The organism is Lentzea sp. NPDC051208 (assembly GCF_040682435.1).
Lineage (GTDB): Bacteria > Actinomycetota > Actinomycetes > Mycobacteriales > Pseudonocardiaceae > Lentzea > Lentzea kristufekii.
Window position 1 is genome coordinate 178,909 of record NZ_JBFBAW010000009.1, and the last position, 26,908, is coordinate 205,816.

Below are 26,908 nucleotides of genomic sequence, written 5' to 3' on the forward strand. Positions count from 1 at the left end.
TTCCGACCTGCGTTGATGCTGATGTCAATGTTCGCCGGACGCGGCTTGCCGCTGATGGGAGCCACAGGCCTCGGGACCGCCCACTACAGTGGAGCCACGGTGCCGCGCTCACCAGGGTAGATCGGTGGAGCCGAGGACCGCCGACGCAGCAGTCAGGGAGTGCGAATGTTCGAAAGGTTCACCGACCGCGCGAGGCGGGTGGTTGTCCTTGCCCAAGAAGAGGCTCGGATGCTCAACCACAACTACATCGGCACCGAGCACATCCTCCTGGGTCTGATCCACGAGGGTGAAGGTGTCGCCGCCAAGGCGCTCGAGTCGTTGGGGATTGCGCTGGAGGGCGTCCGCCAGCAGGTCGAAGAGATCATCGGCCAGGGCCAGCAGGCTCCGAGTGGACACATCCCCTTCACCCCCCGTGCGAAGAAGGTCCTGGAGCTCTCGCTGCGCGAGGCGCTTCAGCTCGGCCACAACTACATCGGCACCGAGCACATCCTGCTCGGCCTGATCCGCGAAGGCGAGGGCGTCGCCGCCCAGGTCCTCGTGAAGCTCGGGGCCGACCTCAACCGGGTGCGTCAGCAGGTGCTGCAGCTGCTGTCCGGTTACTCCACCGAGAAGGGCGCGGCGGAGTCGACCGGTCGCGGCGAGGGCACGCCGTCGTCCTCCTTGGTGCTCGACCAGTTCGGGCGCAACCTCACGGCCTCTGCCCGTGAAGGCAAGCTCGACCCGGTGATCGGGCGCGCCAAGGAGATCGAGCGGGTCATGCAGGTGCTGTCCCGCCGCACCAAGAACAACCCGGTCCTCATCGGCGAGCCCGGCGTCGGCAAGACCGCCGTCGTCGAGGGGCTGGCGCAGATGGTCGTCAAGGGCGAGGTGCCCGAGACGCTCAAGGACAAGCAGCTCTACACGCTCGACCTCGGCTCGCTGGTCGCGGGCTCGCGCTACCGCGGTGACTTCGAAGAGCGCCTGAAGAAGGTCCTCAAGGAGATCCGCACGCGCGGCGACATCATCCTGTTCATCGACGAGATCCACACCCTCGTCGGTGCGGGTGCCGCCGAGGGCGCGATCGACGCCGCGTCGATCCTCAAGCCGATGCTGGCTCGTGGCGAGCTGCAGACGATCGGTGCCACCACGCTCGACGAGTACCGCAAGCACGTCGAGAAGGACCCCGCGCTGGAGCGCCGCTTCCAGCCGATCCAGGTGGGCGAGCCGTCGCTCGAGCACACCATCGAGATCCTCAAGGGCCTGCGCGACCGGTACGAGGCGCACCACCGCGTCTCGATCACCGACTCCGCGCTGGTCGCCGCCGCCACGCTGGCCGACCGGTACATCAACGACCGGTTCCTGCCGGACAAGGCGATCGACCTCATCGACGAGGCCGGCGCGCGCATGCGCATCCGCCGGATGACCGCGCCGCCAGACCTGCGCGAGTTCGACGAGAAGATCGCGGACGTTCGTCGCGACAAGGAGTCCGCGATCGACGCGCAGGACTTCGAGCGCGCGGCGAAGCTGCGTGACGCGGAGAAGCAGCTCCTGGGCCAGAAGGCCGAGCGGGAGAAGCAGTGGAAGGACGGTGACCTGGACGTCGTCGCCGAGGTCGACGACGAGCAGATCGCCGAGGTCCTCGCCAACTGGACCGGCATCCCGGTGTTCAAGCTCACCGAGGAGGAGACCACGCGTCTGCTCCGCATGGAGGACGAGCTGCACAAGCGGATCATCGGCCAGGTCGACGCGGTCAAGGCCGTGTCGCAGGCGATCCGCCGCACCCGCGCCGGTCTGAAGGACCCGAAGCGCCCCTCCGGCTCGTTCATCTTCGCCGGCCCGTCCGGTGTCGGTAAGACCGAGCTCTCGAAGGCGCTCGCGAACTTCCTGTTCGGCGAGGACGACGCGCTCATCCAGATCGACATGGGCGAGTTCCACGACCGGTACACCGCGTCGCGGCTCTTCGGTGCCCCTCCCGGTTACGTCGGCTACGAAGAGGGCGGCCAGCTCACCGAGAAGGTGCGCCGCAAGCCGTTCTCCGTCGTGCTCTTCGACGAGATCGAGAAGGCCCACCAGGAGGTCTACAACACGCTGCTCCAGGTGCTGGAGGACGGCCGCCTGACCGACGGTCAGGGCCGGACGGTGGACTTCAAGAACACCGTCATCATCTTCACGTCGAACCTGGGCACGTCGGACATCAGCAAGGCCGTCGGCCTCGGCTTCACCTCGGGTCAGGACACCGCGTCCAACTACGAGCGCATGAAGAACAAGGTCAACGACGAACTGAAGAAGCACTTCCGGCCCGAGTTCCTCAACCGCATCGACGACATCATCGTCTTCCACCAGCTGACTCAGGACGAGATCATCAAGATGGTGGACCTGATGATCGCCCGCGTCGAGACGCAGCTGAAGAACAAGGACATGGCGATCGAGCTCACGGATCGCGCGAAGATGCTGCTCGCGAAGCGCGGTTTCGACCCGGTGCTGGGCGCCCGCCCACTGCGCCGGACGATCCAGCGCGAGATCGAGGACACCCTGTCGGAGAAGATCCTGTTCGGCGAGATCCAGCCGGGCCAGATCATCATCACCGACGTCGAGGGCTGGGACGGCGAGTCGGACCAGCACGACAAGGCGAAGTTCGTGTTCCGCGGCGAGGCCAAGCCGAACCGCGTGCCCGACGCCCCGCCCGTCGACCTCACCGCCACGGCTCCCGCCGCCGAGTCGCAGGACGCTCCGGCGAACGAGACCGAGTGATCTAGGCAGTGCACGAGAACGGCCCCCAGGCTTCCGGCCTGGGGGCCGTTCTCGTCTGCAGCGGCTGTCCGCATCCGGGTTCGCACGGTCGTCGGACGGCCCTCTGTCGCTCAAGTCACTCGGACACACCGATTCGTCCGTTTCGCGGCGCGCGCGAAACTCCACCTGCCACTATGGCGCCCGCTCCGCGTGATCTTGCGCGAGCAGGTGTCCCAGGAGGAGGTCCCAGTGCCGTCGGCGGCGTTCGAGCAACTGGTAGCTCAGTTCGAGCAGTTCCAGTCACGGATGCAGCGTGTTGACCAGCAGTTCGCCAACATCGGCGAGATGCAGCAACAGCTGACCGAGATGGAAGCGGTGGCCACCTCGGCCGATCGCGCTGTGACAGTCGTGGCAGGTCCGTCCGGCAGCATCAAGGCCATCAAGCTGACCGAGCACGCCATGCGCAGGTCCGCGCACGCCCTGGCCGCCGAACTGATGTCGACGCTGCAGCAGGCCGTGGCCGAAGCCGCCCGCCGCCAGGCAGGCATCGTCGAGGACGCCATCGGGGACGGCATGAAGCTCTCCGACCAGGTCCTCGAAACCCAGGCGCAGCTCTTCGGGATGTCCAAAGAGGAGCTCCGGGCCGTGAGCTCCGACGACACCGCCCCCGCCGCGCCGCCTCGCCCGCCGACGCCTCCCGCACCGCCGATGCCCGCGCCTCCGAACGCGGGCCAGGTCCGGCAGCCGCCCGTGCCGTCGCGCAGGCCCGCGCCTGAGCCGCAGGACGACTTCACCGACCAGAACATCCTGCGCGGCAACGCGTGGAATGACAGGTCGCCACAGCCTCCTGCGGCTCCGCCCAAACAGGACGGCAAGTTCCTCAACCTCTTCGACGACGAGGACGGCCGGTGAGCGGGTTCAGCGTCAGCCCGGAGGAGCTGCGGTCGTTCGCCGGCAAACTCGACGGCCACCACAGCACGGCGAGCAAGATCGCCGAGCTGGTCGCGATGGCCGACATCGGCGACAAGTCCTGGGGCGTGGTCGGGATTTTCGTCAAGGACCAGTACACGCAGATGCTCGGCGACCTCAAAGAGACGATGCAGGCGATGCAGGACGGCCTGCAGTCGGGTGCCGACAAGTTCCGCGACACCGCCGAGGGCTATGCGCGACAGGAAGAAGCGTTGAAGCAGCTCCTCGACGGCATCCATGTCGAGCGGGGGTAGCGCGGCCGTGACGGAATCAGACCTCACCGTTCCGGGCCTGACCGGCGGCGGTGACGAGAGCAAGATCCAGGTCGAGGAGAAGACCACAGGAGAGAAAGCGCTCGAGGCCACGCCGTTCGTCGGCAGCTTCATGAAAGCCCTGGAAGCCTCGGGAAACGTCGGAGAGCCCGGTGGTATCACCGCACTGGCTTCGGAAGGCAGTGCGCTGGTCAGCTCGTTCAGCGAGGCCGGTCAGATTGCGGTGGACCCGATCGGGTGGCTGGTCAACCAAGGTCTGAGCTTCCTCATCAGCATCTGCGAGCCGCTGGAAGACGCGATCCACTTCGTCAGTGGCGACGGGCCCGCGCTTCAGCAGGCAGGCGAGAACTTCGGCAAGCTGGCGGAGGGCCTCACCAAGCTGAAAGAAGGCTTTACCCAAGACCTCTCGAGCTCGGTGCAGAGCTGGGGAGGTGAGACTGCGGACGCGGCCGCGTCGAAGCTCGGTGAGTTCGCCAGCGGCATCGACGGTGTCATCGGTCAAGCCGGTGAGCTTTCCCAGCTCCTGCTCATGTCCTCGATGATCATGCAGGTCATCGAGGACCTCATCAAGGCCATCCTGACCGAGTTGATCATTTGGCTTGTCATGATCTGGATACCCGCCCTGGCGGCCGCCGTCCCGAGCCTCGGGTCGTCGACCGCCGCGGCAGGCGCTGCGACCGGTGTACGGGTCGCGAGCACCGCAAGCCGGGTGTCGCGCATCGTCGCGCGGCTCAAGGGCTTCCTCGGCAAGATCCTTCAGTTCCTGCGCAATCTGGTGACCCGGACGAAGAATCTGGGCGCCGGCATGAAGAAGGCCATGGCGGACAAGAAGGCCAACGTGTCGGTCGCGGACGACCTCCTGAAGAAGAAGGAGAACCAGGGCCTCTTCAAGAGCTGGGGTGCCAAGAAGGACGGCTCGCACGGCATCGTCGGCGAGCGGATGAACCAGGGCTTCTGGAGGTCGATGGGCGAAGCCGTCGGCATCGAGGCGGCCGCCCAGGTCGACGGGCGCAATGAAAAGGGACTGCGAAACGAAACGCTTCGGCAGCAGTCCGCTGAAGCGGGCGAGACCGGAACCGACTACTCGAAGCACCAGATCAAGGGATACCTGGACATCTGATCATGGACAAGCTCATCAAGGGTCTCTCGGAATTGCTGACCAGCCCGTTCTTCTTGGCGATGGTCGTTGGAGCCATCGCGGTCACCCTCGTTCGGCGGTGGCTCCACATCCGCAACCACAGGACGGCACGGGACGAGCAGATCGCCGCGTTGAGCCCGTTGGCCGCGAGACTCGGCGGAACGGTGATCAATCCGGAGCAGGGTGACACCGCGGCCTGGTCGGCCGGTTTCCTGGAGCCCGTGAGGAGCGACGGAAGTGCCTACGACACGGTGCTGAAGGGGAAGTGGCTGCGGCGGTCCAAGCCCCAGTGGGACCTCGCCTTGGACTTCCGGCGGGGCGACTGGCACGTCCGGGTGACCGAGGCGGCGGTGCGGATCGCGGCGTACACCGGCTACGGGGTGCGCTGGGAGCAGGAGCACCGGATCGAGGTGGCCACCGCGCGCATGGCGCCGATGCGGATGGTCCGGCCGACCAGGTACATCGCCCCCGGCCAGCCGGTCTTGGCCGCGGACTTCGAGAACCAGTGGAAGGACTGGCTGTCCGAGCCGCCGTCGATGGTGGGGGATCAGGCGGAGTGGCAGTGCGTGCAGCTCCCGTCCCCGATGGACAAGGAGTTCTTCGTCTGGGGGAGCGACCCTGCCGCGGCGGCCAGGGATCTGAACTTCGAAGCACTGCACTGGCTGATCGAACACGGGAAGCATCTGCCACCGCACGCGGAGTCGATGCGGGTCACGTTCGAGGCCGGGATTGCCTACGTCGTCCTGGACAACCACATCGATCAGACCAGTCTGATGGCTGTGGTCGACATGGTGGTCGGGTTGCTCGACCGCATGCCCGGCGCACGGCCGCGGCACCCTGCTGCGACTGTTTGACGACGCAGTCATGGGAAGCGCGGCTCTGGCTCTGCGGAGGGCTCGGTAGCCGGCGGACCTGCGAGATTCCGAGAACCTTCGGGCACGAGGACCGTCGGCTTCCCGGCAGTCAGCGGGGCGTCACGGCGTAGCCCGCCAGCACGACCTCCTCCAGCTCCGGGTCGTCGTCCTCGTACGCGCCCTCGTAGTTGAAGCCGAACAGCTCGCGCAGGGCGGCCTCGGCCAGGTCGAGCGGGTGGAAGCGGAACGGGTACTCGTCGTCGGGGTCGAGGCTTTCGAGGAACTCCGGGTCGCCCGCCCGGTACTTCTCCTCGAACGGTAGGGGAGTGCCGACGTCGGCGATCACACCGCTGTCCGGGGAGAGGCTGTACGCGCGGCGCAGCGTGCCGTCCGGCTCCCAGATGGCGTACGAGAAGAAGTCGACGACGCTGTGCATGGCGTGCAGGTACAGGGTGCGGCCGGCGGCCTCGCGGACGAAGTGTTCCGGCAGGTCGGTGTAGGAGTCGCCGGCGGCCTCCCACGTGCAGATGATCGACAGGCAGGGGAAGACGCCGGCGTAGACGGTGCCTTCCGGCGGGTTGCCGTAGTGGAGGTTGCCGTCCTCGATCGGGCGGATGTCGTGCGCCGGGTAGAGGCGTTCCACGAAGGCCGCCGTGGCTTCGCGGTCGATCTTCGGTGCTGCGCGCAGGACCTTGCTGACGTCGTCGGATGCGTAGAAGAGCATCCAGTCCTTGGCTCCCATCTGGCCCCCCTCTGAGTCGGTTGTGATCAGCATGGCGGAGGGGTCTGACAATTTCCGGCGGGCAACGGGACAGGGGCGCTGACCGTCCTTTCAGGTGTGAGCACACCGAAGACCGACGCGCGCTCGGGCACACTGCACGACGTGGTCACCACCGAGGTGAAGCCGCCTCGAAGCGGTTTCACCACGTTCCTGCTGGTCGTGTGCGCGATGGCGTTCGTCACGGCGGCGCTGGTCAGGCTGCTCGGCATCGACGGCACGCGGTACATGATCGCCGCGACGTCGCTGACCCCGTACATCACCGTCGTGGGCCTGCTCATCGGGCTGTTCGCGTTGTTCCGCAAGAGGTGGGTCACCGGGCTGACGATGACCCTGGTGGGGGTCGTGCTGGTCGCGAACGTGGCGCCGCGGGCGTTCTCCGACGGACGGCCGAACGGGGTGGGCCAGCAGGTCAGGCTGATGACGTCGAACCTGCTCACCGGCATCGCGGACGCGGAGTTCATCGTGCAGGAGGTCAGGAAGCGCAACATCGACGTCCTAGCCCTGCAGGAGCTCACGCCGCAGATGGTGGGCGACCTCGACCGGGCCGGTCTCCGGCAGGTGCTGCCCAACCGGGTCTTCCTCGACGAACCGGGCGGGTCGGGCAGCGGTCTCGCCTCCCGGTTCCCGCTCTCGCGGCGGGACCTGACGCCGCCGGGCACTTTGCAGCAGGCCGGGGCGCTCGTCGACCTGCCGGGCAAGGACATCGAGGTCGTCTCGGTGCACCCGTTGCCGCCGGTCGTCACCGCGGGACCCGAGGCGTGGCAGCGGGAGCTCGCCGGGCTGCCCGCACCCGACTCGACCGGTGCGATCAGGGTGCTCGCCGGCGACTTCAACGCCACGCTCGACCACGTCGGCCTCACGCGGCTGCTCAACAAGGGCTACGTGGACGCGGCCGACCAGGTCGGCAAGGGGCTGATCCACACCTGGCCGAGCGACAGCGGGTTCTGGCCGCCGCCGGTCACCATCGACCACGTGCTGGTCGACTCGAAGGTCCTGGTGGACACGGTGGACGTGTTCGACGTGCCCGGCAGCGACCACCGGGCCGTCGTCACGCAGTTCGTCGTGCCAAGGCTGTGAGGGCTTCCAGCGCGCCGACCGGCAGCGACACCCCGCGGTTGTGCCGGATCTCCGGCTCGCGGACGTTGATCCGGATCAGCGCACCGTTGGCCGCGCTGGCCAGCTCGGCCTGACGCCGCACGGTCGGCACGGCGGTGCCGGCACCGATCTCGATCACGACCAGCCTGCGCTGGTTCCTGCGCCACGCCGTCAGCTCGTCGAGCTGCCGCTGGCTGCGGTGCGGGACCCAGCCCCAGTCGCCGAACATCAGGATGTTGGGCCGCGCCAGCCCCCCGCACGAGGGGCACGACGGCAGTTCGCCGGCCGCCCGCATCGTCTCGGGATCGACCGCGACGTCGAACGCGCACTCCCAGATCTCGTCCGTGCACGGTTCTACGCACTGGGCGTGGTGAATCGACCCGTGGACCTCGGCGACGTCCGGGAAACCCGCCTTCTGGAACTGCCCGTCCACGTTGGACGTGAACACGCGCGCACCCCACGACCGCAGCACGGCGAAGCCCTCGTGCGGCACGGTCGCGCGGTACAGGCCGAGCCGATGGCCGTAGAAACCCCACGCCAGCGCGGGGTCGTCCGCGAAGTGCACGGGGTCGGCGATCTCCTCGAACTTCAGCCCGAGCCGCTCGTAGGGCGGATACGCCCGCCAGAAGCCCTCGGTGCCGCGGAAGTCGGGAAGACCCGAGTCGACCCCCATGCCGGCACCGGCGCAGACGAGCACGGCGTCCGCACCGGTGATCAGCTCGGCGGCTCTGTCGTAGGCGTCCTCGATCACTGCTTGGGCTTGCTCCCCAGCACGACCTCGAACTCCAGCAGGTCGGCACCGCTCGACACGGGCCGTGCGCGCTCGCCGGAGTGCGCCGCCGCACCGGCCTGCCCGTCGCGCCACGCGACGAAGGCCTCGTCGGTCTCCCAGTGCGTGACGACGAAGTAGCGGTCCTCGCCCGCGACCGGGCGCAGGAGCTCGAAGCCGAGGAAGCCGGGCTGGTCGTCGACCGCGCCCAGACGGGCGGCGAACCGCTTCTCGAGCTCAGGGCCGTTGCCCTCGGGAACCTTGATCGCGTTGATCTTCACGACTGCCATGACACCGACTCTAGCGGCGCACACCGGCAGGCAGCAGGTACTGATCTTCCGGAATGCCCGACTTGCGGAACCACGCCGAGAAGAAGCCGTCCAGCGGCTGCCCCGACGCCTGCTTGAAGTGCTCCTCGAACTCCGGCCAGGAGGCGTTGCCGTCGCGGTGCTTGGTCAGCCAGGTCTGCAGCGCCTTGAAGAACACGTCGTCACCGACCTGCTTGCGCAGCGCGTGCATGCCCATCAGGCCCTTGTCGTAGACACCGCGGAACTCGTTGCCCTTGCCCATGTCGTAGAGCTTCGGCGCCCAGAACGCCGCCCGGTCGCGCCGCTGCTGCACGTTGTCGCGGTAGCGCTGGTCGAGGTCCGTGCCCTCCTTCTCCAGCCACAGCCATTGCGCGTAGGACGCGAGGCACTCGTTGAGGCAGATGTCCGCCCAGTTCTCGATCGACACCGAGTCGCCGAACCACTGATGGGCGTTCTCGTGCACGACCGTCTCCAGGTCGGCCCAGGCGGCGTAGATCGGACGGGTCTGGGTCTCCAGCGAGAACCCGATCTGGTCCGCGACCCAGATGCTGCCCGCCGCGCGCTGCGGGTACGGGCCGAACTTCGTCTCCAGGTACGCGAGGACCTCCGGGCCCTGCGACTGGATCGGCTTCTTGGCGGCGGACGTGCCGGGCGCGTAGGCGTCGACCACCGGTGTGCCGTTGGGCAGCTTCGAGCGCACGACCTCGAACTTGTCGATGGCCACGGTGGCCAGGTAGGTCGCGAGCGGCGTCTCCTCCGACCAGGTGAACGTCGTCCAGCCGCCGTCGCGGGTCGCGGGGCCTTCGAGGCCGTTCGAGATCGCCGTCCAGCCGTCCGGGACGCGGGCCGCGACCTTCAGCGCCGCCTTGTCGCGCGGGGTGTCGTTGGCCGGGAACCACGTCGTCGCGGAGTGCGGCTGACCTGCGGCGAACGCCCCGCCGGTGGACGAGATCTGCCAGCCGCTGCGGCCCAGCGAGGCGTCGTCGATCGTCGTGGGCTCGCCGCCGTAGGTGAGGACGGTGGTGAACGGCTTGCTCTTCGCGAGCGGCGAGGCCGGCGTGATCACCAGCTCGTGGTCGCCCTCCTGGACGAACTTCGCGGGCTGGCCGCCGACCTTCACCTCGCTCACCTTCAGGCCTTCGAGGTCGAGGTTGAAGCGCGAGAGGTCCTGCGACGCGGTCGCGGTGATGGTCGCGACGCCGTCGAGCTTCTTCGAGCCCGGGTCGTAGGTGATCGCCAGGTCGTAGAGCGTGACGTCGTAGCCGCTGTTGCCGTCCGTCGGGTAGTACGCGTCGCCCGCGCCCGCGCCTGCCTCCACCGCGGCCTGCGGTGACGTCTCCTGACGCTGCTGTTGCGCGGGGTCGCCGCCCGGCGTTCTGAACACCACGAGCAGACCTGCGACGAGCACGATCAACACGACGGCGATCAGGTACGGGCGGGCCTTCATGCGTTAATCATCCCTGTGTCGGTGGTGGAGTTCGGCGGAACGGGTCAAGGCGTACTGCTCCTGCACGGTCTGATGAGCAGGGCCACCGCCTGGTGGCCGGTCGCGCAGTGGCTCAGGCCGTTCGGGCGCGTGGTCGGCTTCGACCAGCGCGGGCACGGCCGCAACCCGGTGCGGGGACCGTTCCGCACCGAGGACTTCGTCGCTGACGCCGCCACGGCGATCGAGGAACTGGACCTCGGGCCCGCCGTGGTGATCGGGCACTCCATGGGCGGGCTGCACGCGTGGTGTCTCGCGGCGACCCGACCGGACCTGGTCAGCGCGATTGTGGTCGAGGACTTCGCCCCGGACAACAGGGGCAGGACGATCGACGAGTGGAAGTGGCTCTTCGACGCCTGGCCGGTGCCCTTCCAGTCGCTCGGGCACGTGACGTCGTACTTCGGCGCGCCGCTGTTCGCCGAGTACTTCGAGGAGCGCGAGGACGGCTGGCACCTGATCGCCGAGATGGACGACCTGTACGAGATCGCCGGCCACTGGGGCACGCGGGCGTACTGGGACTTCATCGACGCCGTCGAATGCCCGTCGCTCGTGATCGAGGCGGGCAAGGGCGGCCAGCTACCAGGGCAGATGCAGGAGGCGGCACGGCGTTCGGGAGGCCAGTACCTCTACGTCGAGGAGGCCGGGCACGTCGTGCACGACAGCGCGCCGTGGGTCTACCGGGGCGCTGTGGAGGCCTTCTTGAGCACGTCGATCTCGCCGGTCTGAGTGTCGACGATCGACACCTCGCGGACCTTCGCGCGGATCGGTTCGACCGGGAACACCTTCGCGAACGCGGCCTTCGTCTGCTCGTCGTCGAGGCCTTGGACGAGGGTGCAGTGGGGGATCCAGTTGCCCGGCAGGTAGTAGGCGCTGGGGTTCTTGACCTTGCTCGCGAGGACGTCGTGGATCGCCGAGTGGACGGCGAGGAGTTCGTTGTCGACCACCGCGCCGAGCATCAGCACGTTGTCCGTGGTGGAGAACGTGCCGAGGGTGTGCAGCCACAGGTCCGGCATCCACAGCCGTTCGAGGTCCTCGCGCAGCTCCTTGCGGACTTTGGGGCCGATGCTGCTCGCGGCGGCATAGGTCAGGTGCGGCCTGTGGGATTGTTCAACACCCAGATCGTTCAACAATCCAACGATGCTACGTTCCGCCTCGGCGTCGAAGAAGGCGACGAGAGAGTGCATCAGGCTGTCTCCTTGTTGGATTGTTGAACAATCCCTTCACCTGGCAGGTGGAAGAGGCCGTCGGCGGATTGTTCAACAAGTCCATCACTCAACAAGGACACAAGGCACTTCTCGCGCTGGGTGATGTCGTTCCAGACGATGTCGAGCTGCATCTTGGGCACCGGTCCCGGCGCACCCCGCAGCACGTCCAGCAGCCTGCCCCGCACCTGGCGGTCGGTGCCGGCGAACTTCTGCACCTTCTTCTCCGGCCCCGCGTAGGCGGGCCGCCCGGCCAGCTGCCACGCGCACTCGGCGAACAACGGGCAGTCCGCGCACTTCTGGTTCTTCGCCGTGCAGATCAACGCGCCGAGCTCCATCAGCGCCGCCGAGAACACCGCGGCGTCCTCCTGGCCCTCGGGCAGGATCGCCTCGACGTCACGCAGATCGCGCTTGGTGGACGGCGGCCCCGCGTCCCCAGCACCGTGCACGGCCCGCGCGACCACGCGCCGGACGTTCGTGTCGACGACGGCGCACTTCTGCCCGTACGCGAACGTGGCCACCGCACGAGCCGTGTAGCTGCCGATGCCGGGCAACGACTCCAGCGTCTCGATGTCCGACGGCACAACGTCGCCGTGGTCGCGGGCGATGGCCGTCGCGGCCTCGTGCAACCGCATGGCGCGCCGCGGGTAGCCGAGCTTGCCCCACATCCGCAGAACCTCACCCTGCGAGGACGCCGCCATCGCGGAAGGCACCGGCCAGCGTGCCAGCCACTCGTGCCAGATCGGTTCGACGCGGGAGACGGGCGTCTGCTGCAGCATGATCTCGCTGACCAGCACACCCCAGGCGGTGCAGTCGGGACGGCGCCACGGCAGGTCTCGGGCCGCGGTGTCCCACCAGCCCAGCAGCAACTCGTGATTCATCGCCGCCATTGTCGCAAACGCACGCGGGGCCCTTTCGTACTCTCATGCAGTACGAAAGGGCCCCGCGTGCGGAGAAATCAGGCGGCGGCGGTCTCGGCGGCGTCTACCTCGCGCAGTTCACCGGTGTGCACGTCGTAGACGAACCCGCGGATCTTGTCGGTGTGCGGGATGAACGGGCTGCGCCGCAGCCGCGCCATCGACCCGCGCACGCTCTGCTCGACGACCTTGAACGCCTCGACGGCCCAGGTCGGGCGCAGACCGGTGTCGGCCTCCAGCTCGTCCTTGAAGTCGTCCTCGGTCACCATCTCCAGGCCGCAGTTCGTGTGGTGCACGAGCAGGACCTCACGCGTGCCGAGCTTGCGCTGGCTCAGCGCGAGCGAGCGGATCGCGTCGTCGGTGACGACACCACCCGCGTTGCGCAGCACGTGCGCCTCACCCTGCTTCAAGCCGAAGATCTCGAACACCCGGATGCGCGAGTCCATGCAGGTCAAGATCGCCACCTGCAGGGACGGCTTCGCGGACGAACGGTCTCCGGGAACCACGTTCCCGAGCTCGTAGTTCCGCTTGAGCAGTTCGTCGATCGCGGTCATGTGACACACCTCCATGGCCTACCGGCGGACCCCGCGTCGATTGGAACCGGAGTTAGCGCACGTTCACAAGGGGTTTCGCTCAATATCACGTTCACCGGATCGAGCGATGCTCGCCTCCCGCTGGATCAGACCTGGTCGAGCTACGTTCGGGCCGTGATCGAGCCCACTGGTCCGCTGCCGTCCACGGTGTACTGGCGCCGCCGCCTCGCCGCGATCGGGGCCGCGCTGGTCACACTCCTGCTCGTGATCTGGATCGTCGGGATGTTCGGCTCCGACGCCGAGACCGGGCAGTCCACGAACGCCGCCGCGGCGTCCTCCTCGAACCCTCCGCCGAGCATGTCCGAGAGCCCCGCGGCCGGGTCGTCCTCCTCCGCGACCCCGCCGCCCTCACCGACGGAGACCACGCCGCCGCCCCCGCCTCCCGGGCCGCCGCAGCCGTGCCCGGACGACGTGATCGGGGTCGTGGCGAAGGCGAACAAGCCCTTCTACACCGTCGGTGACCAGCCGGAACTGTCCATGGACGTCGTCAACACCGGTCCGGTGCCGTGCATCAGGGACATCGGGCGCCAGCACCGCGAGCTCACGGTGCTGACCGCGGACGGCGCAACGGTGCTGTGGTCGAGCAACCACTGCCTCTCGGCGGTGGGCACGGAGACCCGCGTGATGCAGCCGAAGGAGACCTTCAACTACGGCACGAAGTGGGCGGGTTCCACCTCGAAGCCGGGGTGCGGGGCCCACACGAGGGTCGGCCCTGGCGACTACCTGCTGGTGGCGAAGCTGGCCGGGAAGGCCAGCTCACCCACCCTCTTCAGGCTGCAGCACTGATCACGGCCCGAACCAGCGCTCCTCGGCACCGCCGCGCGGCCCGGCCGACGTCTTGCCGATGATCAGCTCGGTCGCGAGGTTCACCGACCGCGGCCGCGAGCGCTCGTTCGTGTCGAGCAGCAGCTTGCCCGCCGCCCGGCCCTTCTCCAGCACCGGCTGACGGACCGTCGTGAGCCCGGCCTCCTCGCCGGCGCGGATGCCGTCGAAGCCGGTCACGGTGATGTCGTGCGGCACGCGCAGGCCGCGGCGGCCCGCCTCGGTCATCGCGCCCAGCGCCAGGACGTCCGAGGTGCAGATCAGGGCGGTGACCTGCGGGTCGCGGTCGAGGACCTGGGCCGCGCCGGACGCGCCGGAGGCCGTGTTGTGGTCGAAGCGCTCGACGACTGGCACCTGCGACCAGTCGACGCCGGCCTCGCTGAACGCCTCGGCCAGGCCGGACAGGCGGTTGCGCTGCACGTGGAAGTGGGCGGCGTGCTGACGGTCCGGCGTCACGAAGCCGTCGTTGCGATCACGCGCGAGACGCATGCACACGACGCCGATGCGGCGGTGGCCCAGGCCGATCAGGTGCCTGGCGAGTTCGTACATCGCGCCGCGGTCGTCGATGCCGACGCGGTCCACGGTGCCGAGGTCAGGCTGGTCGCAGACGACGGTGGGCACCGGGCGCTCCAGCACGGCGGCGAGGTGCGGGTCGTCGTCCGGCACCGAGTAGACGACGAAGCCGTCGACGCCGGCGCGGTGGACGGACGCGACGTCCTCGCGTTCGGGGTTCGCGGGCACCAGCAGCAGGCCGGTGCCGGCGTCCTCGCACGCCAGGGCGAGTCCTTCGAGGAAGCCGATGGCCGCCGGGTCGCGGAACGCGTAGGAGAGGTTCTCGGTGAGCAACAGGCCCACCGCCCCTGCTTTGCGCGTGCGCAACGAGCGCGCCACAGGATCCGGGCCGGGATAACCCAGCCTTCGGGCCGTGTCCAACACCCGCCGACGCAGCTCGGGCGAGAGCTGGTCGGGCCGGTTGTACGCGTTGGACACCGTTGTCCGGGAAACGCCCAGCTCAGCGGCCAGAGAGGCCAACGTTGCCGGACGTCGCACATGCATCGACCGCGCCATGAAAGGACCGTAACGGTTCAGAACCAATACGTGAAGTCAGGGTGACCTGCGTCCCTCAAATGACGCATCCGCGCTGGTTGGCCCATCTGCCTTGTTCAGAAGTTGGTCCAGACCAATTAGGGCAACCGGTCATCTGGTTTCGCGGGCGCAGACGATTCCCTGACGACGAGCCGCGGCCGGAAGACGCGGGTGTAGTTGTCGGTGCTCTGCCTGCGGCGATCCGGGTCCAGGCGGAGCACGAGCTCGTCGATCGCGGCCGCCGCCATCTCCTCGATCGGCTGTGCGAGCGTGGTCAAAGCGGGCGACGAGTAGGCAGCCAGCGGAATGTCGTCGAACCCGACGACCGACAGCTCCTCGGGTATCGAGATCCCCCTTTGGTGTGCCTCGCGCATGACGCCGAGCGCCATGTGGTCGGAGGAGCAGATCACCGCGGTCGGGGTCACCGTGTCGAGCAACCGCGCCACGGCCTGACCGCCGCCCTCCGCGCTGAACGGCGCGTGCGAGACGTACTCCGAACCCGCCGGCAGGTGGTCCTCTTCGAGCGCCGCCGCCCAGCCGGCGCGCTTCAGCCGGGACGGCAGCGAGCGAGCGGGGCCCGAGACGAACCCGATCCGCCGGTGCCCGAGCTCGATCAGGTGCCTGGTCGCCATGTAGCCCGCGAGCTGCTCGTCGACCGTCACGTCGGGCACGTCCAGTGCGGGCGTGGCGCCGTTCAGGAAGACCATGTGGACGCCGTCCGCGAGGAGCTTCGCGTAGTAGCTCGGGCGTGGCGCCTGACCGAGCGGCACCTCGACGTTGGTGATCTCCGGCGACACGAACACCATGCCCTCGACCCCGCGGGCCAGGAGCATCCGGACGTACTCCTCCTCGCCCATGGGGGCGCCGCTGCGGGTGTTGCACAGCAGCGACGAGTAGCCCAGGCGTGCGGCCCGCGTCTCCAGCGCCTCGGCGAACGCGGGGAAGACCGGGTTCGAGAGCTCCGGCACGAGGAGGCCGATCACGCCGGTGCGTTGCAACGCACCGAGGCCGCGCGGGGTGTACGGCATCTCCGCGAGGACCGACAGCACCCGCTGCCGGGTCTCCTCGTTCACACCTGCGCGCCTGTTGAGAACACGGCTGACGGTCGAGATGGACACCCCGGCTGCCCTCGCGATCTCGGACAGTCCGGACACGTTGCCTCCCAGCTCAGATCAGGTTCCGCGCAAGCCTGCCGCGTTCAGAAAAATTTTGCAACGCGTGTTTGCAAGACAGGGCCGTTACGGCTTGGTTACGGTCCATGTCTTGACCTGACCATGGTTCTGGTAGTGAAATCGCCCGCAACATTCTCGCAAAACCTTGCAAGACCCTCGTCTCACTCGGAGATGAGGCCCCAGCTGGAGGGAACGGCAGCAACGATGCGACGGACAACCCTCGTGACCGCCATGGCGACGGGTGTCGCCCTCGTGCTCACCGCCTGCGGAAGCGGTGGATCGAGCAGCAACAGCGGATCCGACTCGGGCGAAGTGACCTTCTGGGACACCAGTGGTCCCAACGAGAGCCCGGTGTTCAAGAAGATCGCGGAAGGCTGTGCCACCAAGGACGGCTACAAGGTCAATGTCGAGACGCAGGCGTTCGACGGCGCGCTCAACAACTACAAGACCGCGGCCCAGGGTGGTCAGGGGCCTGACGTCTTCCGCTCCGAGGTCGCGTGGGTGCCGCAGCTCGCGAAGCTGGGCTACGTCGCCGACCTGTCCGACACCGACCTCGCGAAGGACACCTCCGACTTCCTGGAGGCCCCGCTGGGCTCCACGAAGTACGAGGGCAAGACCTACGCGGTGCCGCAGGTGACCGACTCGCTCGCGTTGCTCTACAACAAGAAGAAGCTCGCCGACGCCGGTGTCGAGCCGCCGAAGACGTGGGACGAGCTCAAGGCCGCTGCCGCCAAGCTGGGTGGCGAGAAGTCGTTCTTCCTCAACAACGACGCGTACTACGCGCTGCCGTTCATCTACGGCGAGGGCGGCGACCTGGTCGACGCCTCCGCCAAGAAGATCGTCGTGAACTCCCCGCAGAACGTGAAGGCGCTGGAGACCGCGAAGGGCCTGCTCGACGCCAAGGCCGCCACCACGGCGCTGGACGCGACGAACTCCTACTCGAACATGCAGGCCGCGTTCACCAGCGGTGAGGCCGCCATGGTCATCAACGGTCCGTGGGCCGTCGCCGACTACCTCAAGGGCGCCGCGTTCACCGACAAGGCGAACCTCGGCATCGCGCCGGTTCCCGGCCCGTCCGCCGGCAAGGGCAGCGCCCCGGTCGGTGGCCACGACTACGTGATCCGCCAGGGCACCAAGGCGAAGCAGTCGTCCATCAAGTTCATCCAGTGCATGGCGTCGGTCGAGTCGCAGGCGACCATCGCCAAGGAACTGGGTCTGCTGCCGACCCGCAAGTCGGCCTACCAGAACGCCGACGTCAAGGCCAACGAGGTCGTGGCGGCGTTCGAGCCGGTCACCAAGGTCGCGCACGAGCGTCCGTGGATCCCCGAGGGCGGCGAGCTGTTCGACCCGCTGAAGGTCGGCTACGCGGACTTCCTGGCCGGCAAGAAGGACGCCAAGACGGCTCTTGACGACGTCGCGAAGGCGTACAAGGAGAAGGTCGTCACCGAGTACTCGATCGGCTGATCGTGTTGAACGGCCGGGGCCTCACCGCCCCGGCCGTTCGCCGGAAGGAGAGTCTCGGTGCGTCGGTTCCTGGACAGGTACTGGTACGCGTATGCGATGGTGCTGCCGGTCGTGGTGGTCATCGCGGTGTTGGTGCTCTACCCGCTCGCACAGGGCGTGTTCTTCACCTTCACGAACATCAACGAAGGCAACATCGCCAACCCGATCCTCGATCGGCCGGCCACCTACGACGTGGTGGGCTTCAAGAACTACCTCAACGTGCTGTCCGGCGGAGAGTCGTTCGGCGCGTTCTGGGACACGCTCGTCCGCACGCTGATCTGGACCTTCTCGTGCGTGTTCCTGCACTACACCGTCGGCCTCGGCCTGGCGATGCTGCTGAACCGCCAGGTGCGCGGCCGTGCGCTCTACCGCGTGATGCTGATCCTGCCGTGGGCCGTGCCCGCGTTCATCAGCGCGTTCGCGTGGAAGTACATGTTCAACGCGCAGTACGGGATCATCAACCAGCTCCTGCGCTCGGTCGGCCTGCCCGACCCGGTGTGGCTCGGCCAGTCGAACTGGGCGCTGGTCTCGGTGATCATCGTGAACGTCTGGCTCGGCGTCCCGTTCATGATGGTGGCGCTTCTCGGTGGCCTGCAGTCGATCCCGGGCGACCTCTACGAAGCGGCCGAAATGGACGGTGCCACGCCGTGGCAGCGGTTCCGGCACGTCACCCTGCCCGGCCTGCGTTCCGTGTCGTCGACGGTGGTGCTGCTCGGCATCATCTGGACGTTCAACATGTTCCCGGTGATCTACCTGATCGCCGGCCCGAACCCGAACGCCCGGATCCTGGTCACCTACGCGTTCGAGCGGTTCTTCTCCGGCGCGTCCCGCGACTACGCCATCGCGTCGACCTACGGCGTGCTGATCCTTTCGGTGTTGTTGGTGTTCGCCACGATCTACCGGCGAGCGCTGCGCAAGCAGGGCGAGGTGTGGTGATGACGCTCGACGCTTCGTCCCTGAAGGTCGTTCAGGCCACGGGAAACCGGCTGCGCAGGACCGACCGGTCCAAGGGCGCCTCCATCGCCCTGCACGCCACGCTGATCGTCGCGTCGATCATCGCGGTGTTCCCGGTCTTCTGGGTGTTCGTCACCTCGCTGAAGCCGGACGCCCGCGCGGTCGAGCCGACGCCGAAGTTGTTCAACGAGTCCTCTTGGGACAACTACACCCGCGTGCTGTCGGGCGAGAAGGGCGACTTCATCGCCTGGTTCGGCAACTCCGTGGTGATCGCCCTGATGACCACGGTGATCGGTGTCTTCATCTCGGCCACCGCCGGGTACGCGGCCTCGCGGTTCCGGTTCCCCGGCAAGCGCGGCCTGATGATGTCGTTCCTGCTGGTGCAGATGTTCCCGTTCGCGGTGCTGATCGTGCCGCTGTACAACATCCTCATCGCCCTGGGGCTCAACGGAACCTCGATCGGCCTGGTGCTCGTCTACTGCACGACCGCGGTGCCGTTCTGCACGTACATGCTCAAGGGCTACTTCGACACGGTGCCGTCGGACATCGACGAGGCCGGCCGGGTGGACGGGTTGTCGCCGTTCGGCGTGTTCTGGCGGCTGATCATGCCGCTGGCCAAGCCGGGCCTCGCCGTCACGTCGTTCTACGCGTTCCTCACGGCCTGGGGCGAGGTGGCGTTCGCGTCGGCGTTCCTGTCCGCGGCGGACGAGTCGAAGACGCTGGCGGTCGGGCTGCAGGTGTTCGTGCAGCAGAACAGGACCGAGTGGGGGCACCTCGCCGCCGCGTCCATCCTGGTCGCGATTCCCGCGATCGTCGTGTTCTACCTGGTGCAGCGCTTCCTGGTGCAGGGCCTCGCGTCCGGCGCCGTCAAGGGCTGACGGTTTCTCACTGGCTGGTCTCCCGCACCGGCCGATACCGCACGTCCACCTCCGAGTGGGGGTCGGCGGTGTCGAGCCGGTGCAGGTGGATCGGCACCCCACCGGGATTGTCGTAGAACCGGACGCCGTCACCGAGCAGCACGGGCGCGATGTGCAGGGCGATCTCGTCAAGGAGCCCTCGCTCGATCAGCTGACGGCCGATGGTCGGCGAGAACACCTCGAGGTCCTTGCCGTCCGCGGCCTCGAGCCCGATCCGCACCGCCTCGGCCACGTCACAGGTCAGGAACGTGACGCCCTCGGCGGGCGTCGCGTCCTCCGGGTGGTGGGTCAGGATGAAGAGCTTCCCCACGAACTGGCCGCCGTAAGCGGTGCTGGGATCCGGGAACTGGTCCCAGCCCTTGCGGCCGCCGAGGATGGCGCCCGTGCGCTCGGCGTAGCCGCTGACGAGCTCGGGTCGGTCGGTCGTGTGGGCCAGCCAGCCGAAGCCGTTGTCCGGGGCGGCCACGAAGCCGTCCAGTGACATCGAGAAGTGCAGTCGCACGTTGCCCATCGGGTCTCCTCCTGTGTTCGGTGTTCGGAGAGGTAGACCGGGGCGCCGTGGAGAACTCATCGGCCCTTGTGGACGTAAGCGCTTACGTTGCCCCGCAGCGAAACGTAAGCGCTTACGTCTGTTCACGTAAGCGCTTGCAAGCCCTAACGTCGCGTCCAGACAAGGGTGAAAGGTGCGTCACATGGCAGAGGTGTCCTACGTCAAGGCGTCGCGGATCTTCTCCGGCAATCCGCCGGTGCGCGCGGTCGACGAGCTCTCCCTCGAGGTGAGCGACGGCGAGTTCCTGGTGCTGGTCGGTCCTTCCGGTTCCGGTAAGTCGACGGCGCTGCGCATGCTCGCGGGTCTGGAGGACATCGACGAGGGCGCCATCCAGATCGGTGGCAAGGACGTCACGAACGTTCCGCCGAAGGGCCGGGACATCGCGATGGTGTTCCAGTCGTACGCGCTGTACCCGCACATGACCGTCGCGGAGAACATGGGCTTCGCGCTCAAGCTGCGCGGTGTGCCGAAGACCGAGATCAAGGCGAAGGTCGAAGAGGCCGCCAAGATGCTCGACCTCACCAAGTACCTGGAGCGCAAGCCGAAGGCGCTCTCCGGTGGTCAGCGCCAGCGCGTCGCCATGGGTCGTGCCATCGTGCGTGAGCCCTCCGTGTTCCTCATGGACGAGCCGCTGTCCAACCTGGACGCCAAGCTGCGCGTCGAGACGCGTGCGAACATCGCCGCCCTCCAGCAGCGCCTCGGCACCACCACGATCTACGTCACGCACGACCAGGTCGAGGCCATGACGATGGGCCACCGCGTCGCGGTGCTCAAGGACGGCCTGCTGCAGCAGTGCGACACGCCTCGCGCGCTGTACGACCGCCCGGCCAACGCGTTCGTCGCGGGCTTCATCGGCTCGCCGGCCATGAACCTCAAGACCGTCCCGATCACGTCGGAGGGCGCCAAGCTCGACGGCATCGTCGTGCCGCTGTCCCGTGACGCGATCGCCGCCGCCAGCGGGCTGGACGAGGTCACCTTCGGCATCCGTCCCGAGGCGCTCGGCATCGTGTCGTCGAGCGAGGAGGGCATGGACATGACGGTCGAGCTGGTCGAGGAGCTCGGCGCCGACGCGCTCGTGCACGGTGCGGTGAAGATCGGCGACGCGTCGCAGCGCTTCGTCGTCCGCGTCGACGGCCGCACGCCGCCGACCCTGGGCCAGCACGTCAAGGTGGCCGTCCGCGACACCACCGAGATCCACCTGTTCCACCCCGAGTCGGGCGAGCGCCTGGAGGCGTGAGTCACTTCGAAAAGCCCCCGGCGTGACCGTCGGGGGCTTTTTTGTGTCGTAAACTGAACTCGACAACGGTTTCCATTACCTGATCGAGGGACGGCGTGATGACTCTCCGCAACGCTCTGGTCGGCGCTCTCGCCGTCGCAAGCCTGGCCGCCTGCGGCACGACGACGCCTGCCGCCGACAGCGGCAAGATCCAGGTCGTCGCCTCGACGAACGTGTGGGGCAGCGTGGTCAAGGCCGTCGGCGGCGACGAGGTCGACGTCAAGGCCCTGCTGGACGACCCGTCGGCCGACCCGCACTCCTACGAGAGCAAGCCCGCGGACGCGGCACTGGTCAAGGACGCCAAGCTCGTCGTGTTCAACGGCGGCGGCTACGACGACTTCTTCCCCAAGCTGATCACCAGCGACGCCACCAAGAAGGTCGAGGCCTTCCCGCTGCGCGACAACCACGCGGAGCCCAAGACGAGTGAAGCCCCCGCGACCTCGGAGGCGCCCGACGCCGACGGTCACGACCACAGCGTGAACGAGCACGTCTGGTACGACCTGCACACCGTGCAGGCGGTGGCCGAGGCAGCGGCGAACGAGCTCGGTGCCATCGCGCCGGACAAGAAGACGACGTTCGAGAAGAACACCGCGGACTTCACCGCCAAGCTCGAGGAGCTGGAGAAGAAGATCGCCGGCATCGGCCAGGGCAAGAAGGTCGCCGCCACCGAGCCCATCGCGCACTACCTGCTCGACGAGTCCGGCGCCGAGGACGTGACGCCCGAAGCGTTCAGCAAGGCCATCGAGGAGGAGTCGGACGTGCCGGCCGCCGCGCTCGCGGAGATGAACCAGCTGGTCGAGGGCAAGCAGATCTCCGTGCTGCTGGAGAACACCCAGACCGAGAACCAGGTCACCAAGAGCGTCGTCGAGAAGGCCAAGGCGGCGGGCGTGCCGGTCGTCGCGGTCACCGAGACGCTGCCCGAGGGCGTGACCGGCTACCTTGACTGGATGAGCAAGCAGGTTGACGAGCTTTCGCGGGCGCTCAAGGCATGAGCGCGATCTCGCTGCGCGGGGCCCGGCTGTCCTACGGGGACAGAGTGCTGTGGGACGGGCTCGACCTCGACGTCGAGCCCGGTGAGTTCCTCGCGGTCCTGGGGCCCAACGGTTCCGGCAAGACCAGCCTGATGCGCGTGCTGCTCGGTCTGCAGCCGTTGTCCGCGGGCTCGGTCTCGGTCGCCGGCGGCAACCACGCCATCGGGTACATCCCGCAGCAGCGAGCGCTCGACCAGTCCATGACGTTGCGCGGCCGCGATCTCGTCGGGCTGGGTCTCGACGGCCACCGCTGGGGTCTCGGCCTGCGTGGCCGCCGGGAACGCAAGATCCGCGTCGACGCGGCCATCGAGGCCGTGGGCGGCACCCCGTACGCGGACTCGCCCATCGGGGTGCTGTCCGGCGGTGAGCAGCAACGGTTGCGGGTCGCGCAGGCCCTGGTCGGCGACCCCACCGTGATGCTGTGCGACGAACCGTTGCTGTCACTGGACCTCGCGAACCAGCGGGTCGTGTCCGAGCTGATCGACAAGCGGCGTCGTGAGTCCGACACCGCAGTCCTCTTCGTGACGCACGAACTGAATCCCGTGCTGCCGCTCGTCGACCGGGTCCTGTACCTGGTGGGCGGGCGGTTCCGCGTCGGTACGCCGGAAGAGGTCATGAACTCCCGCACGTTGTCCGAGCTGTACCAGACGCCGGTGGAGGTCGTGCGGGTGCGCGACCAGATCCTGGTGGTCGGCGCCGGCGCCTGCGAGGAGCAGACGCACCACCTGACGGCCGGGGCCGCGTCGTGAGCTTCCTCGACCTGCTCGAACTGGACTTCGTGCAGACCGCGTTGATCGCGGCCGCAGTGCTGGGCCTGGTCGCCGGCGTGCTGGGACCGCTCGTGGTGACCCGCAAGATGGCGTTCGCGGTGCACGGCACCAGCGAGCTCGCGTTCACCGGTGGCGCGGCGGCGTTGCTGCTCGGCATCGGCATCGGGTACGGCGCGCTGGCCGGGTCGATCATCGCCGCGGTGCTGCTCGGGGTGCTGTCCCGGCGCGAGAGCGACCGCGACTCGGTGATCGGCGCGATCCTCGCGTTCGGGCTCGGCATGGGCATTTTGATGCTCGCGCTCTACAAGGGGCGTACCTCCAACAAGTTCGGTCTGCTGACGGGTCAGATCGTCGGTGTCGACTCGACGGACCTCAAACTCCTGCTGATCTCGTCCATCGCCGTCCTGGCGGTGATGGCGTTCATCTACCGGCCGCTGTTCTTCGCGTCGGTGGACCCGGACGTGGCGATGTCGCGCGGAATTCCGGTGCGGACGCTGTCGATCGTGTTCGCGGTGCTGGTCGGTGTCGCGACCGCGCTGTCCGTTCAGGTCGTGGGCGCGTTGCTGGTGCTGGCGCTGATGATCACGCCGGCGGCCGCCGCGATGCGCCTCACCGCGTCGCCTTTGCGGGCTACGGTTCTTTCCGTCGTCTTCGCCGAGATCGCGGCGGTGGGAGGCATCCTGCTGTCGCTCGTACCAGCGCTTCCCGTGAGCGCTCTCGTAACAGCCTTGAGCTTCGTGATCTACCTGGTCTGCCGGGCCGTGTCCTGGCGACGTTCACGCAGTACGTGAGGTGATCGGCTTGGTCGCGTCGTCCTGCCGGGGTGCGGGCATCAGGCGCGGCGGGATGTCCAGGCCTGCCACCCGGACCTGGTTGCGGCCGTTCTCCTTGGCCTTGTACAGGGCGGCGTCCGCCGAGTGCTGGGCCGTGGCCATGTCCGGGCCGTTGTCCGGGATCACCGCTACGCCGATGGAGGCCGAGATCGCCTGCAGCGACTCGCCTTCGGGTTCCGGGGGCTGGATCTCGCGGCCGTAGAGGGTGACGACGTTGCGGTGCTTGTCGGTCGTCGGGACGGCCAGGGAGCCGATGGCCTCGCGGATGCGTTCGGCGATCGTCACGCCCTGGGCCACCGGGGTGTCCTTCAGCGCTACTACGAACTCCTCGCCGCCGTCGCGGCCCGCCACGTCTCCTGGGCGGAGCTTTTCGCGGAGGATTCGGCCCACTTCTGCCAGGACTGCGTTGCCTGCGGGGTGGCCCCAGGTGTCGTTGATGCGCTTGAAGTGGTCCAGGTCGATGACGAGGACGGTCATCGGTTCGCCGTCCAGGCGGCAGCGTTCGGCCAGGCGGCCCGCGTACTCGGTCAGGCCGTTGGTGTTCAGCAGGCCCGTCCGGTAGTCGGTGTGGGCGTCCGCGGCGAGGCGTTGGTGCAGCTGTTCCTGTTCGCGCAGCAGGCGTTCCAGGTGGGTTCGGCGTTCGCCCGCGCGGGACAGCAGGGCGTTCACGAGGATCACCGGGACCGTGAGCAGCAGAGGGCCCACCCAGTGGCTCGTCATCAGCATGCCGAGCATGGCGCCGGCGCCGAGGGTGCTCATTTCGAGCATGTTGTCGACCTTGGAACCCAGGAAGTCGAGGACCTTCGAGTTCGGGGTCACGATCTTGAAGGCGGCTGCGACGGTCATGACCTGGACGAACCAGTAGACGACTGCGGCTATCGCGAGGATCAGGACGAGGCTCAGGTCCGTCGGGACGTTTCCGGTGGCCGCCAGCGAGACGCCTGACAGGTGCACCAATGCCCAGGACAGGAGGGTGGAGGCGAGCATCGAGGCGGTGCCGAAGACGAAGCGGTAGGGCTGACGGCGGGCGATCGGCTGGATCAGGATGCGCATCCAGATCGTGGCGATCACGGCCAGGCCGCCTGGGAGTGCCACGGCGGCGGCGAAGGTCCAGACCGAGGTGAGGTCGATGTGGGGGCCTGAGGCCTCGTTGCGGCGTGCCTCTTCGGCTCTGCGCACGACGGTCAGGTGGATGGTGATCGCGGCGATGAGCGCGCCGAAGCGCAGCCAGTCGTCGGTGGAGACGGCGGTGAGCTTCGTCAGGAGCCAGATGGCGGCTACGGCGACGGCCGCTTCGAGCACGAAAAAGTACGCGATCGCGCTGGGCGCAACGGTCCAAAGGTCCCAGTTGCGAATCGGAGTCAAGCCGAGTACCCGCGATCGCCTGCGATCAGTCAAACTGTTCTTCACCACGACCCCCTACGCTCATGGCACTTCATGAGCTAAGCCGCCGCTGACCAGGTCGTAGACCACCACGCTGCCGCTCGTCGCAACGAGGAGGTGTCCTTCCATGTGCAACCGAGACTTCTGAACGCCACCTTCCTGTACCCGGTTCCAAACTCGCACCCCGATCATCATGGTGCCTCTACAGACGGATATCGCTAATGGTGACCGTTCTGTTTCAGATTGCCACCGCCTTCGTGTCGTCGCGACCGCGAGCACGTCGCAAGGCGAAGGTGGCCTGGGTCGCCAGCAGCAGTCCGATTCCGCCCGCTCCCGCGATCGTGGCCGTCACCGATCCGATGGAACTGGCGACGACACCGGCCAGCGCCATTCCTCCGCCCTGGCTCGAGCGCAACGCCGCTCGCCCAATGCCATAAGCCCTTCCGCGGTACTGGTCCGGCAGCAGCCGCATCCACGCCGAACGAGCGGGTGTGTGATAAGCCCCGCCTATACCGGCGAACACCAGCAAAACGATCGTCCAGGTCAGGTTCGGGTTGAAAGCGAACATGATCAACGGCGCCAGCGACAGGATCGCCAGCGGGCCGATGAGACGTTCGCGCTTCGCCGGATCCCGGACGAGGCGGAAGAGCAGCGCCACGCCCAGCACGTTCGCGGCGGGTTCGATGGCGAGGATCAGGCCGACCGCCCAGACCGCGTTCAGACTGGCCGCCAGGGGGATCGCGAGTCCTTCCGGGACCATCGCGAGTCCCGCGAGCAGACGGACGCCCAGGAGCGTCCTCAGGCGCGGCTCGGACACCATCAGCGTCAGCACGCCGCGTGGTTCGTCGTCGGGTTTCTTCTTGCGGCCCAGCGGGTCCGCGGCCGGGCGGTGCTTCACGGACGTCTGCACCAGGATCGCCAGGGCGGCGAACGTGGCGGCGTTGACCGCCAGCGCCAGGCCCGGACTCGTGTGCGCGACGAGGAAGCCGGCGGCCGCGAGGCCTGCCATCTGGGCTATGTCGACGGACGTGCCGAACAGCGCCACCCCGTCGTCGTAGCGCTTCGGCGGCAGCACGTGCGGGAGGCTCGCCTCCTGGGCCGCGAGGTACGGCGAGGAGATCGCCAGAACCACCACCAGCAGCACGATCATCGCCCACAGCGGCATGCCGGGAATGGCCATCGCGGCCATGAACGCGGCCTGCAACCAGGCCGTCGTCACCATTACCGTGCGTCGCGGGAACCGGTCGGCGACCCAGCCGAGCAAGGGGCCCGAAATCAACGGCGGGAAGAGCGTCAGCGACCACGTCAGGGCGGTCGCGGCGACGGATCGTGTTCGTTCGAATACGAGCAGTGATAGCGCGACTGCCGCGAGCTGGTCGCCGGCGGTCGAAACGGTCGAACCGATCCACATGGCGCGGAACTCGCGCAAACCCACGAGCTCGCGGAGGGTCCCGCGGGTCGTCATGCGCGACCTCGCGGAGCCGCTGCCCGCGCGCGGCGAATCGGCACGTCCCGATTCGT

General features: G+C 67.9%; 27 protein-coding genes. 15 read left to right on the forward strand and 12 right to left on the reverse strand.

Going from position 1 to position 26,908, the window contains the following annotated elements:
* Positions 1-165 precede the first annotated feature (165 nt).
* The 5 genes from AB0M48_RS23320 (at position 166) to AB0M48_RS23340 (ending at position 5,942) form a co-directional block, all read left to right on the forward strand.
* Positions 166-2,730, forward strand: coding sequence for an ATP-dependent Clp protease ATP-binding subunit (locus AB0M48_RS23320; RefSeq protein ID WP_363845644.1), 2,565 nt, complete (start codon positions 166-168; stop codon positions 2,728-2,730).
* 189 nt (positions 2,731-2,919) lie between these two features.
* On the forward strand, positions 2,920-3,621 hold the full coding sequence (locus AB0M48_RS23325) for a YbaB/EbfC family nucleoid-associated protein (protein ID WP_363845646.1): 702 nt from the start codon (positions 2,920-2,922) through the stop codon (positions 3,619-3,621).
* Positions 3,618-3,932 (forward strand): type VII secretion target, encoded by a 315-nt coding sequence (locus AB0M48_RS23330; RefSeq protein WP_363845648.1) that lies wholly within the window; start codon positions 3,618-3,620, stop codon positions 3,930-3,932. The genes AB0M48_RS23325 and AB0M48_RS23330 overlap by 4 nt, the downstream gene beginning before the upstream one ends.
* A gap of 7 nt (positions 3,933-3,939) precedes the next feature.
* Entirely contained in the window at positions 3,940-5,070 is a 1,131-nt protein-coding gene (locus AB0M48_RS23335) for a hypothetical protein (RefSeq protein ID WP_363845650.1), read from the forward strand.
* A 2-nt stretch (positions 5,071-5,072) separates the two neighbouring features.
* A complete protein-coding gene (locus tag AB0M48_RS23340) occupies positions 5,073-5,942 on the forward strand; it encodes a hypothetical protein (RefSeq protein ID WP_363845652.1) in 870 nt (289 codons plus the stop codon).
* Between the two features lie 109 nt (positions 5,943-6,051).
* Here AB0M48_RS23340 and AB0M48_RS23345 read toward each other — a convergent pair whose 3' ends face one another.
* Positions 6,052-6,684 (reverse strand): hypothetical protein, encoded by a 633-nt coding sequence (locus AB0M48_RS23345; protein ID WP_363845654.1) that lies wholly within the window; start codon positions 6,682-6,684, stop codon positions 6,052-6,054.
* Between the two features lie 96 nt (positions 6,685-6,780).
* Here AB0M48_RS23345 and AB0M48_RS23350 point away from each other — a divergent pair, with 96 nt between their 5' ends.
* The gene (locus AB0M48_RS23350; protein WP_363845656.1) at positions 6,781-7,800 is read left to right on the forward strand and encodes an endonuclease/exonuclease/phosphatase family protein; all 1,020 of its coding nucleotides are present in this window, start codon (positions 6,781-6,783) and stop codon (positions 7,798-7,800) included.
* Here the strand turns inward: AB0M48_RS23350 and AB0M48_RS23355 are convergent.
* Genes AB0M48_RS23355 through AB0M48_RS23365 form a run of 3 tightly spaced genes read right to left on the reverse strand, consistent with a single transcriptional unit; the run spans position 7,772 to position 10,342 of the window.
* Positions 7,772-8,566 carry a Sir2 family NAD-dependent protein deacetylase gene (locus AB0M48_RS23355; protein WP_363845986.1) on the reverse strand — a complete coding sequence of 265 codons (795 nt, stop codon included), beginning with the start codon at positions 8,564-8,566 and terminating at the stop codon, positions 7,772-7,774. The genes AB0M48_RS23350 and AB0M48_RS23355 overlap by 29 nt on opposite strands.
* Positions 8,566-8,877 carry an antibiotic biosynthesis monooxygenase gene (locus AB0M48_RS23360; protein ID WP_089910289.1) on the reverse strand — a complete coding sequence of 104 codons (312 nt, stop codon included), beginning with the start codon at positions 8,875-8,877 and terminating at the stop codon, positions 8,566-8,568. The genes AB0M48_RS23355 and AB0M48_RS23360 overlap by 1 nt, the downstream gene beginning before the upstream one ends.
* A gap of 10 nt (positions 8,878-8,887) precedes the next feature.
* Positions 8,888-10,342, reverse strand: a complete 1,455-nt coding sequence (locus AB0M48_RS23365) for a M1 family metallopeptidase (protein ID WP_363845659.1) — start codon at positions 10,340-10,342, stop codon at positions 8,888-8,890.
* Between the two features lie 6 nt (positions 10,343-10,348).
* On the opposite strand from AB0M48_RS23365, the gene AB0M48_RS23370 reads away from it, so the two are divergent.
* Positions 10,349-11,104, forward strand: a complete 756-nt coding sequence (locus AB0M48_RS23370; RefSeq protein WP_363845988.1) for an alpha/beta hydrolase — start codon at positions 10,349-10,351, stop codon at positions 11,102-11,104.
* Here the strand turns inward: AB0M48_RS23370 and AB0M48_RS23375 are convergent.
* The 3 genes from AB0M48_RS23375 to AB0M48_RS23385 form a co-directional block, all read right to left on the reverse strand.
* Complete coding sequence (locus AB0M48_RS23375; protein WP_363845661.1) at positions 11,053-11,562, reverse strand: 2'-5' RNA ligase family protein; 510 nt, start codon at positions 11,560-11,562, stop codon at positions 11,053-11,055. The two genes, AB0M48_RS23370 and AB0M48_RS23375, sit on opposite strands and share 52 nt — an antisense overlap.
* Positions 11,562-12,461: an A/G-specific adenine glycosylase gene (locus AB0M48_RS23380; RefSeq protein WP_363845663.1), complete on the reverse strand. Its 900-nt coding sequence runs from the start codon at positions 12,459-12,461 to the stop codon at positions 11,562-11,564. The genes AB0M48_RS23375 and AB0M48_RS23380 overlap by 1 nt, the downstream gene beginning before the upstream one ends.
* A gap of 77 nt (positions 12,462-12,538) precedes the next feature.
* Positions 12,539-13,051 (reverse strand): carbonic anhydrase, encoded by a 513-nt coding sequence (locus AB0M48_RS23385; protein ID WP_363845665.1) that lies wholly within the window; start codon positions 13,049-13,051, stop codon positions 12,539-12,541.
* Positions 13,052-13,204: 153 nt separating this feature from the next.
* Between AB0M48_RS23385 and AB0M48_RS23390 the strand changes: the two genes are divergently transcribed.
* On the forward strand, positions 13,205-13,876 hold the full coding sequence (locus tag AB0M48_RS23390) for a hypothetical protein (RefSeq protein ID WP_363845667.1): 672 nt from the start codon (positions 13,205-13,207) through the stop codon (positions 13,874-13,876).
* On the opposite strand, the gene AB0M48_RS23395 is transcribed toward AB0M48_RS23390, so the two are convergent.
* Together AB0M48_RS23395 and AB0M48_RS23400 are read right to left on the reverse strand one after the other, a co-directional pair.
* On the reverse strand, positions 13,877-14,980 hold the full coding sequence (locus AB0M48_RS23395; RefSeq protein ID WP_363845669.1) for a LacI family DNA-binding transcriptional regulator: 1,104 nt from the start codon (positions 14,978-14,980) through the stop codon (positions 13,877-13,879). It abuts the gene before it with no gap.
* A 116-nt stretch (positions 14,981-15,096) separates the two neighbouring features.
* Positions 15,097-16,152 carry a LacI family DNA-binding transcriptional regulator gene (locus AB0M48_RS23400; RefSeq protein WP_363845671.1) on the reverse strand — a complete coding sequence of 352 codons (1,056 nt, stop codon included), beginning with the start codon at positions 16,150-16,152 and terminating at the stop codon, positions 15,097-15,099.
* Between the two features lie 222 nt (positions 16,153-16,374).
* Between AB0M48_RS23400 and AB0M48_RS23405 the strand changes: the two genes are divergently transcribed.
* From AB0M48_RS23405 to AB0M48_RS23415, 3 genes are read left to right on the forward strand one after another with little or no spacing between them, the layout of a single operon-like run.
* Positions 16,375-17,634 carry an extracellular solute-binding protein gene (locus tag AB0M48_RS23405; protein ID WP_363845673.1) on the forward strand — a complete coding sequence of 420 codons (1,260 nt, stop codon included), beginning with the start codon at positions 16,375-16,377 and terminating at the stop codon, positions 17,632-17,634.
* Between the two features lie 57 nt (positions 17,635-17,691).
* On the forward strand, positions 17,692-18,609 hold the full coding sequence (locus AB0M48_RS23410; protein WP_319985286.1) for a sugar ABC transporter permease: 918 nt from the start codon (positions 17,692-17,694) through the stop codon (positions 18,607-18,609).
* Complete coding sequence (locus AB0M48_RS23415; RefSeq protein ID WP_363845674.1) at positions 18,609-19,505, forward strand: carbohydrate ABC transporter permease; 897 nt, start codon at positions 18,609-18,611, stop codon at positions 19,503-19,505. The genes AB0M48_RS23410 and AB0M48_RS23415 overlap by 1 nt, the downstream gene beginning before the upstream one ends.
* Before the next feature lie 7 nt (positions 19,506-19,512).
* On the opposite strand, the gene AB0M48_RS23420 is transcribed toward AB0M48_RS23415, so the two are convergent.
* Entirely contained in the window at positions 19,513-20,055 is a 543-nt protein-coding gene (locus AB0M48_RS23420) for a dihydrofolate reductase family protein (RefSeq protein ID WP_363845676.1), read from the reverse strand.
* Between the two features lie 181 nt (positions 20,056-20,236).
* On the opposite strand from AB0M48_RS23420, the gene ugpC reads away from it, so the two are divergent.
* From ugpC to AB0M48_RS23440, 4 genes are all read left to right on the forward strand, one after another.
* Positions 20,237-21,331 carry a sn-glycerol-3-phosphate ABC transporter ATP-binding protein UgpC gene (gene ugpC / locus AB0M48_RS23425; protein ID WP_363845678.1) on the forward strand — a complete coding sequence of 365 codons (1,095 nt, stop codon included), beginning with the start codon at positions 20,237-20,239 and terminating at the stop codon, positions 21,329-21,331.
* A gap of 98 nt (positions 21,332-21,429) precedes the next feature.
* Positions 21,430-22,362, forward strand: coding sequence for a zinc ABC transporter substrate-binding protein (locus AB0M48_RS23430; protein ID WP_363845680.1), 933 nt, complete (start codon positions 21,430-21,432; stop codon positions 22,360-22,362).
* Positions 22,359-23,150, forward strand: coding sequence for a metal ABC transporter ATP-binding protein (locus tag AB0M48_RS23435; RefSeq protein WP_363845682.1), 792 nt, complete (start codon positions 22,359-22,361; stop codon positions 23,148-23,150). The genes AB0M48_RS23430 and AB0M48_RS23435 overlap by 4 nt, the downstream gene beginning before the upstream one ends.
* Positions 23,147-23,962 carry a metal ABC transporter permease gene (locus tag AB0M48_RS23440; RefSeq protein WP_363845684.1) on the forward strand — a complete coding sequence of 272 codons (816 nt, stop codon included), beginning with the start codon at positions 23,147-23,149 and terminating at the stop codon, positions 23,960-23,962. Before AB0M48_RS23435 ends, AB0M48_RS23440 begins: the two co-directional genes overlap by 4 nt.
* Here AB0M48_RS23440 and AB0M48_RS23445 read toward each other — a convergent pair.
* Together AB0M48_RS23445 and AB0M48_RS23450 are read right to left on the reverse strand one after the other, a co-directional pair.
* Positions 23,948-25,306, reverse strand: coding sequence for a GGDEF domain-containing protein (locus tag AB0M48_RS23445; RefSeq protein ID WP_319985279.1), 1,359 nt, complete (start codon positions 25,304-25,306; stop codon positions 23,948-23,950). The two genes, AB0M48_RS23440 and AB0M48_RS23445, sit on opposite strands and share 15 nt — an antisense overlap.
* A gap of 319 nt (positions 25,307-25,625) precedes the next feature.
* The gene (locus AB0M48_RS23450) at positions 25,626-26,852 is read right to left on the reverse strand and encodes an MFS transporter (RefSeq protein WP_319985278.1); all 1,227 of its coding nucleotides are present in this window, start codon (positions 26,850-26,852) and stop codon (positions 25,626-25,628) included.
* Positions 26,853-26,908 lie beyond the last annotated feature (56 nt).

Coding starts and splice junctions, on each gene's coding strand:
- AB0M48_RS23320 (WP_363845644.1), top strand. CDS start 166: ATGTTCGAAAGGTTCACCGACCGCGCGAGGCGGGTGGTTGTCCTTGCC.
- AB0M48_RS23340 (WP_363845652.1), top strand. CDS start 5,073: ATGGACAAGCTCATCAAGGGTCTCTCGGAATTGCTGACCAGCCCGTTC.
- AB0M48_RS23345 (WP_363845654.1), bottom strand. CDS start 6,684: ATGGGAGCCAAGGACTGGATGCTCTTCTACGCATCCGACGACGTCAGC.
- AB0M48_RS23360 (WP_089910289.1), bottom strand. CDS start 8,877: ATGGCAGTCGTGAAGATCAACGCGATCAAGGTTCCCGAGGGCAACGGC.
- AB0M48_RS23365 (WP_363845659.1), bottom strand. CDS start 10,342: ATGAAGGCCCGCCCGTACCTGATCGCCGTCGTGTTGATCGTGCTCGTC.
- AB0M48_RS23375 (WP_363845661.1), bottom strand. CDS start 11,562: ATGCACTCTCTCGTCGCCTTCTTCGACGCCGAGGCGGAACGTAGCATC.
- AB0M48_RS23380 (WP_363845663.1), bottom strand. CDS start 12,461: ATGAATCACGAGTTGCTGCTGGGCTGGTGGGACACCGCGGCCCGAGAC.
- AB0M48_RS23385 (WP_363845665.1), bottom strand. CDS start 13,051: ATGACCGCGATCGACGAACTGCTCAAGCGGAACTACGAGCTCGGGAAC.
- AB0M48_RS23395 (WP_363845669.1), bottom strand. CDS start 14,980: ATGGCGCGGTCGATGCATGTGCGACGTCCGGCAACGTTGGCCTCTCTG.
- AB0M48_RS23405 (WP_363845673.1), top strand. CDS start 16,375: ATGCGACGGACAACCCTCGTGACCGCCATGGCGACGGGTGTCGCCCTC.
- AB0M48_RS23415 (WP_363845674.1), top strand. CDS start 18,609: ATGACGCTCGACGCTTCGTCCCTGAAGGTCGTTCAGGCCACGGGAAAC.
- AB0M48_RS23420 (WP_363845676.1), bottom strand. CDS start 20,055: ATGGGCAACGTGCGACTGCACTTCTCGATGTCACTGGACGGCTTCGTG.
- ugpC (WP_363845678.1), top strand. CDS start 20,237: ATGGCAGAGGTGTCCTACGTCAAGGCGTCGCGGATCTTCTCCGGCAAT.
- AB0M48_RS23430 (WP_363845680.1), top strand. CDS start 21,430: ATGACTCTCCGCAACGCTCTGGTCGGCGCTCTCGCCGTCGCAAGCCTG.
- AB0M48_RS23435 (WP_363845682.1), top strand. CDS start 22,359: ATGAGCGCGATCTCGCTGCGCGGGGCCCGGCTGTCCTACGGGGACAGA.
- AB0M48_RS23450 (WP_319985278.1), bottom strand. CDS start 26,852: ATGACGACCCGCGGGACCCTCCGCGAGCTCGTGGGTTTGCGCGAGTTC.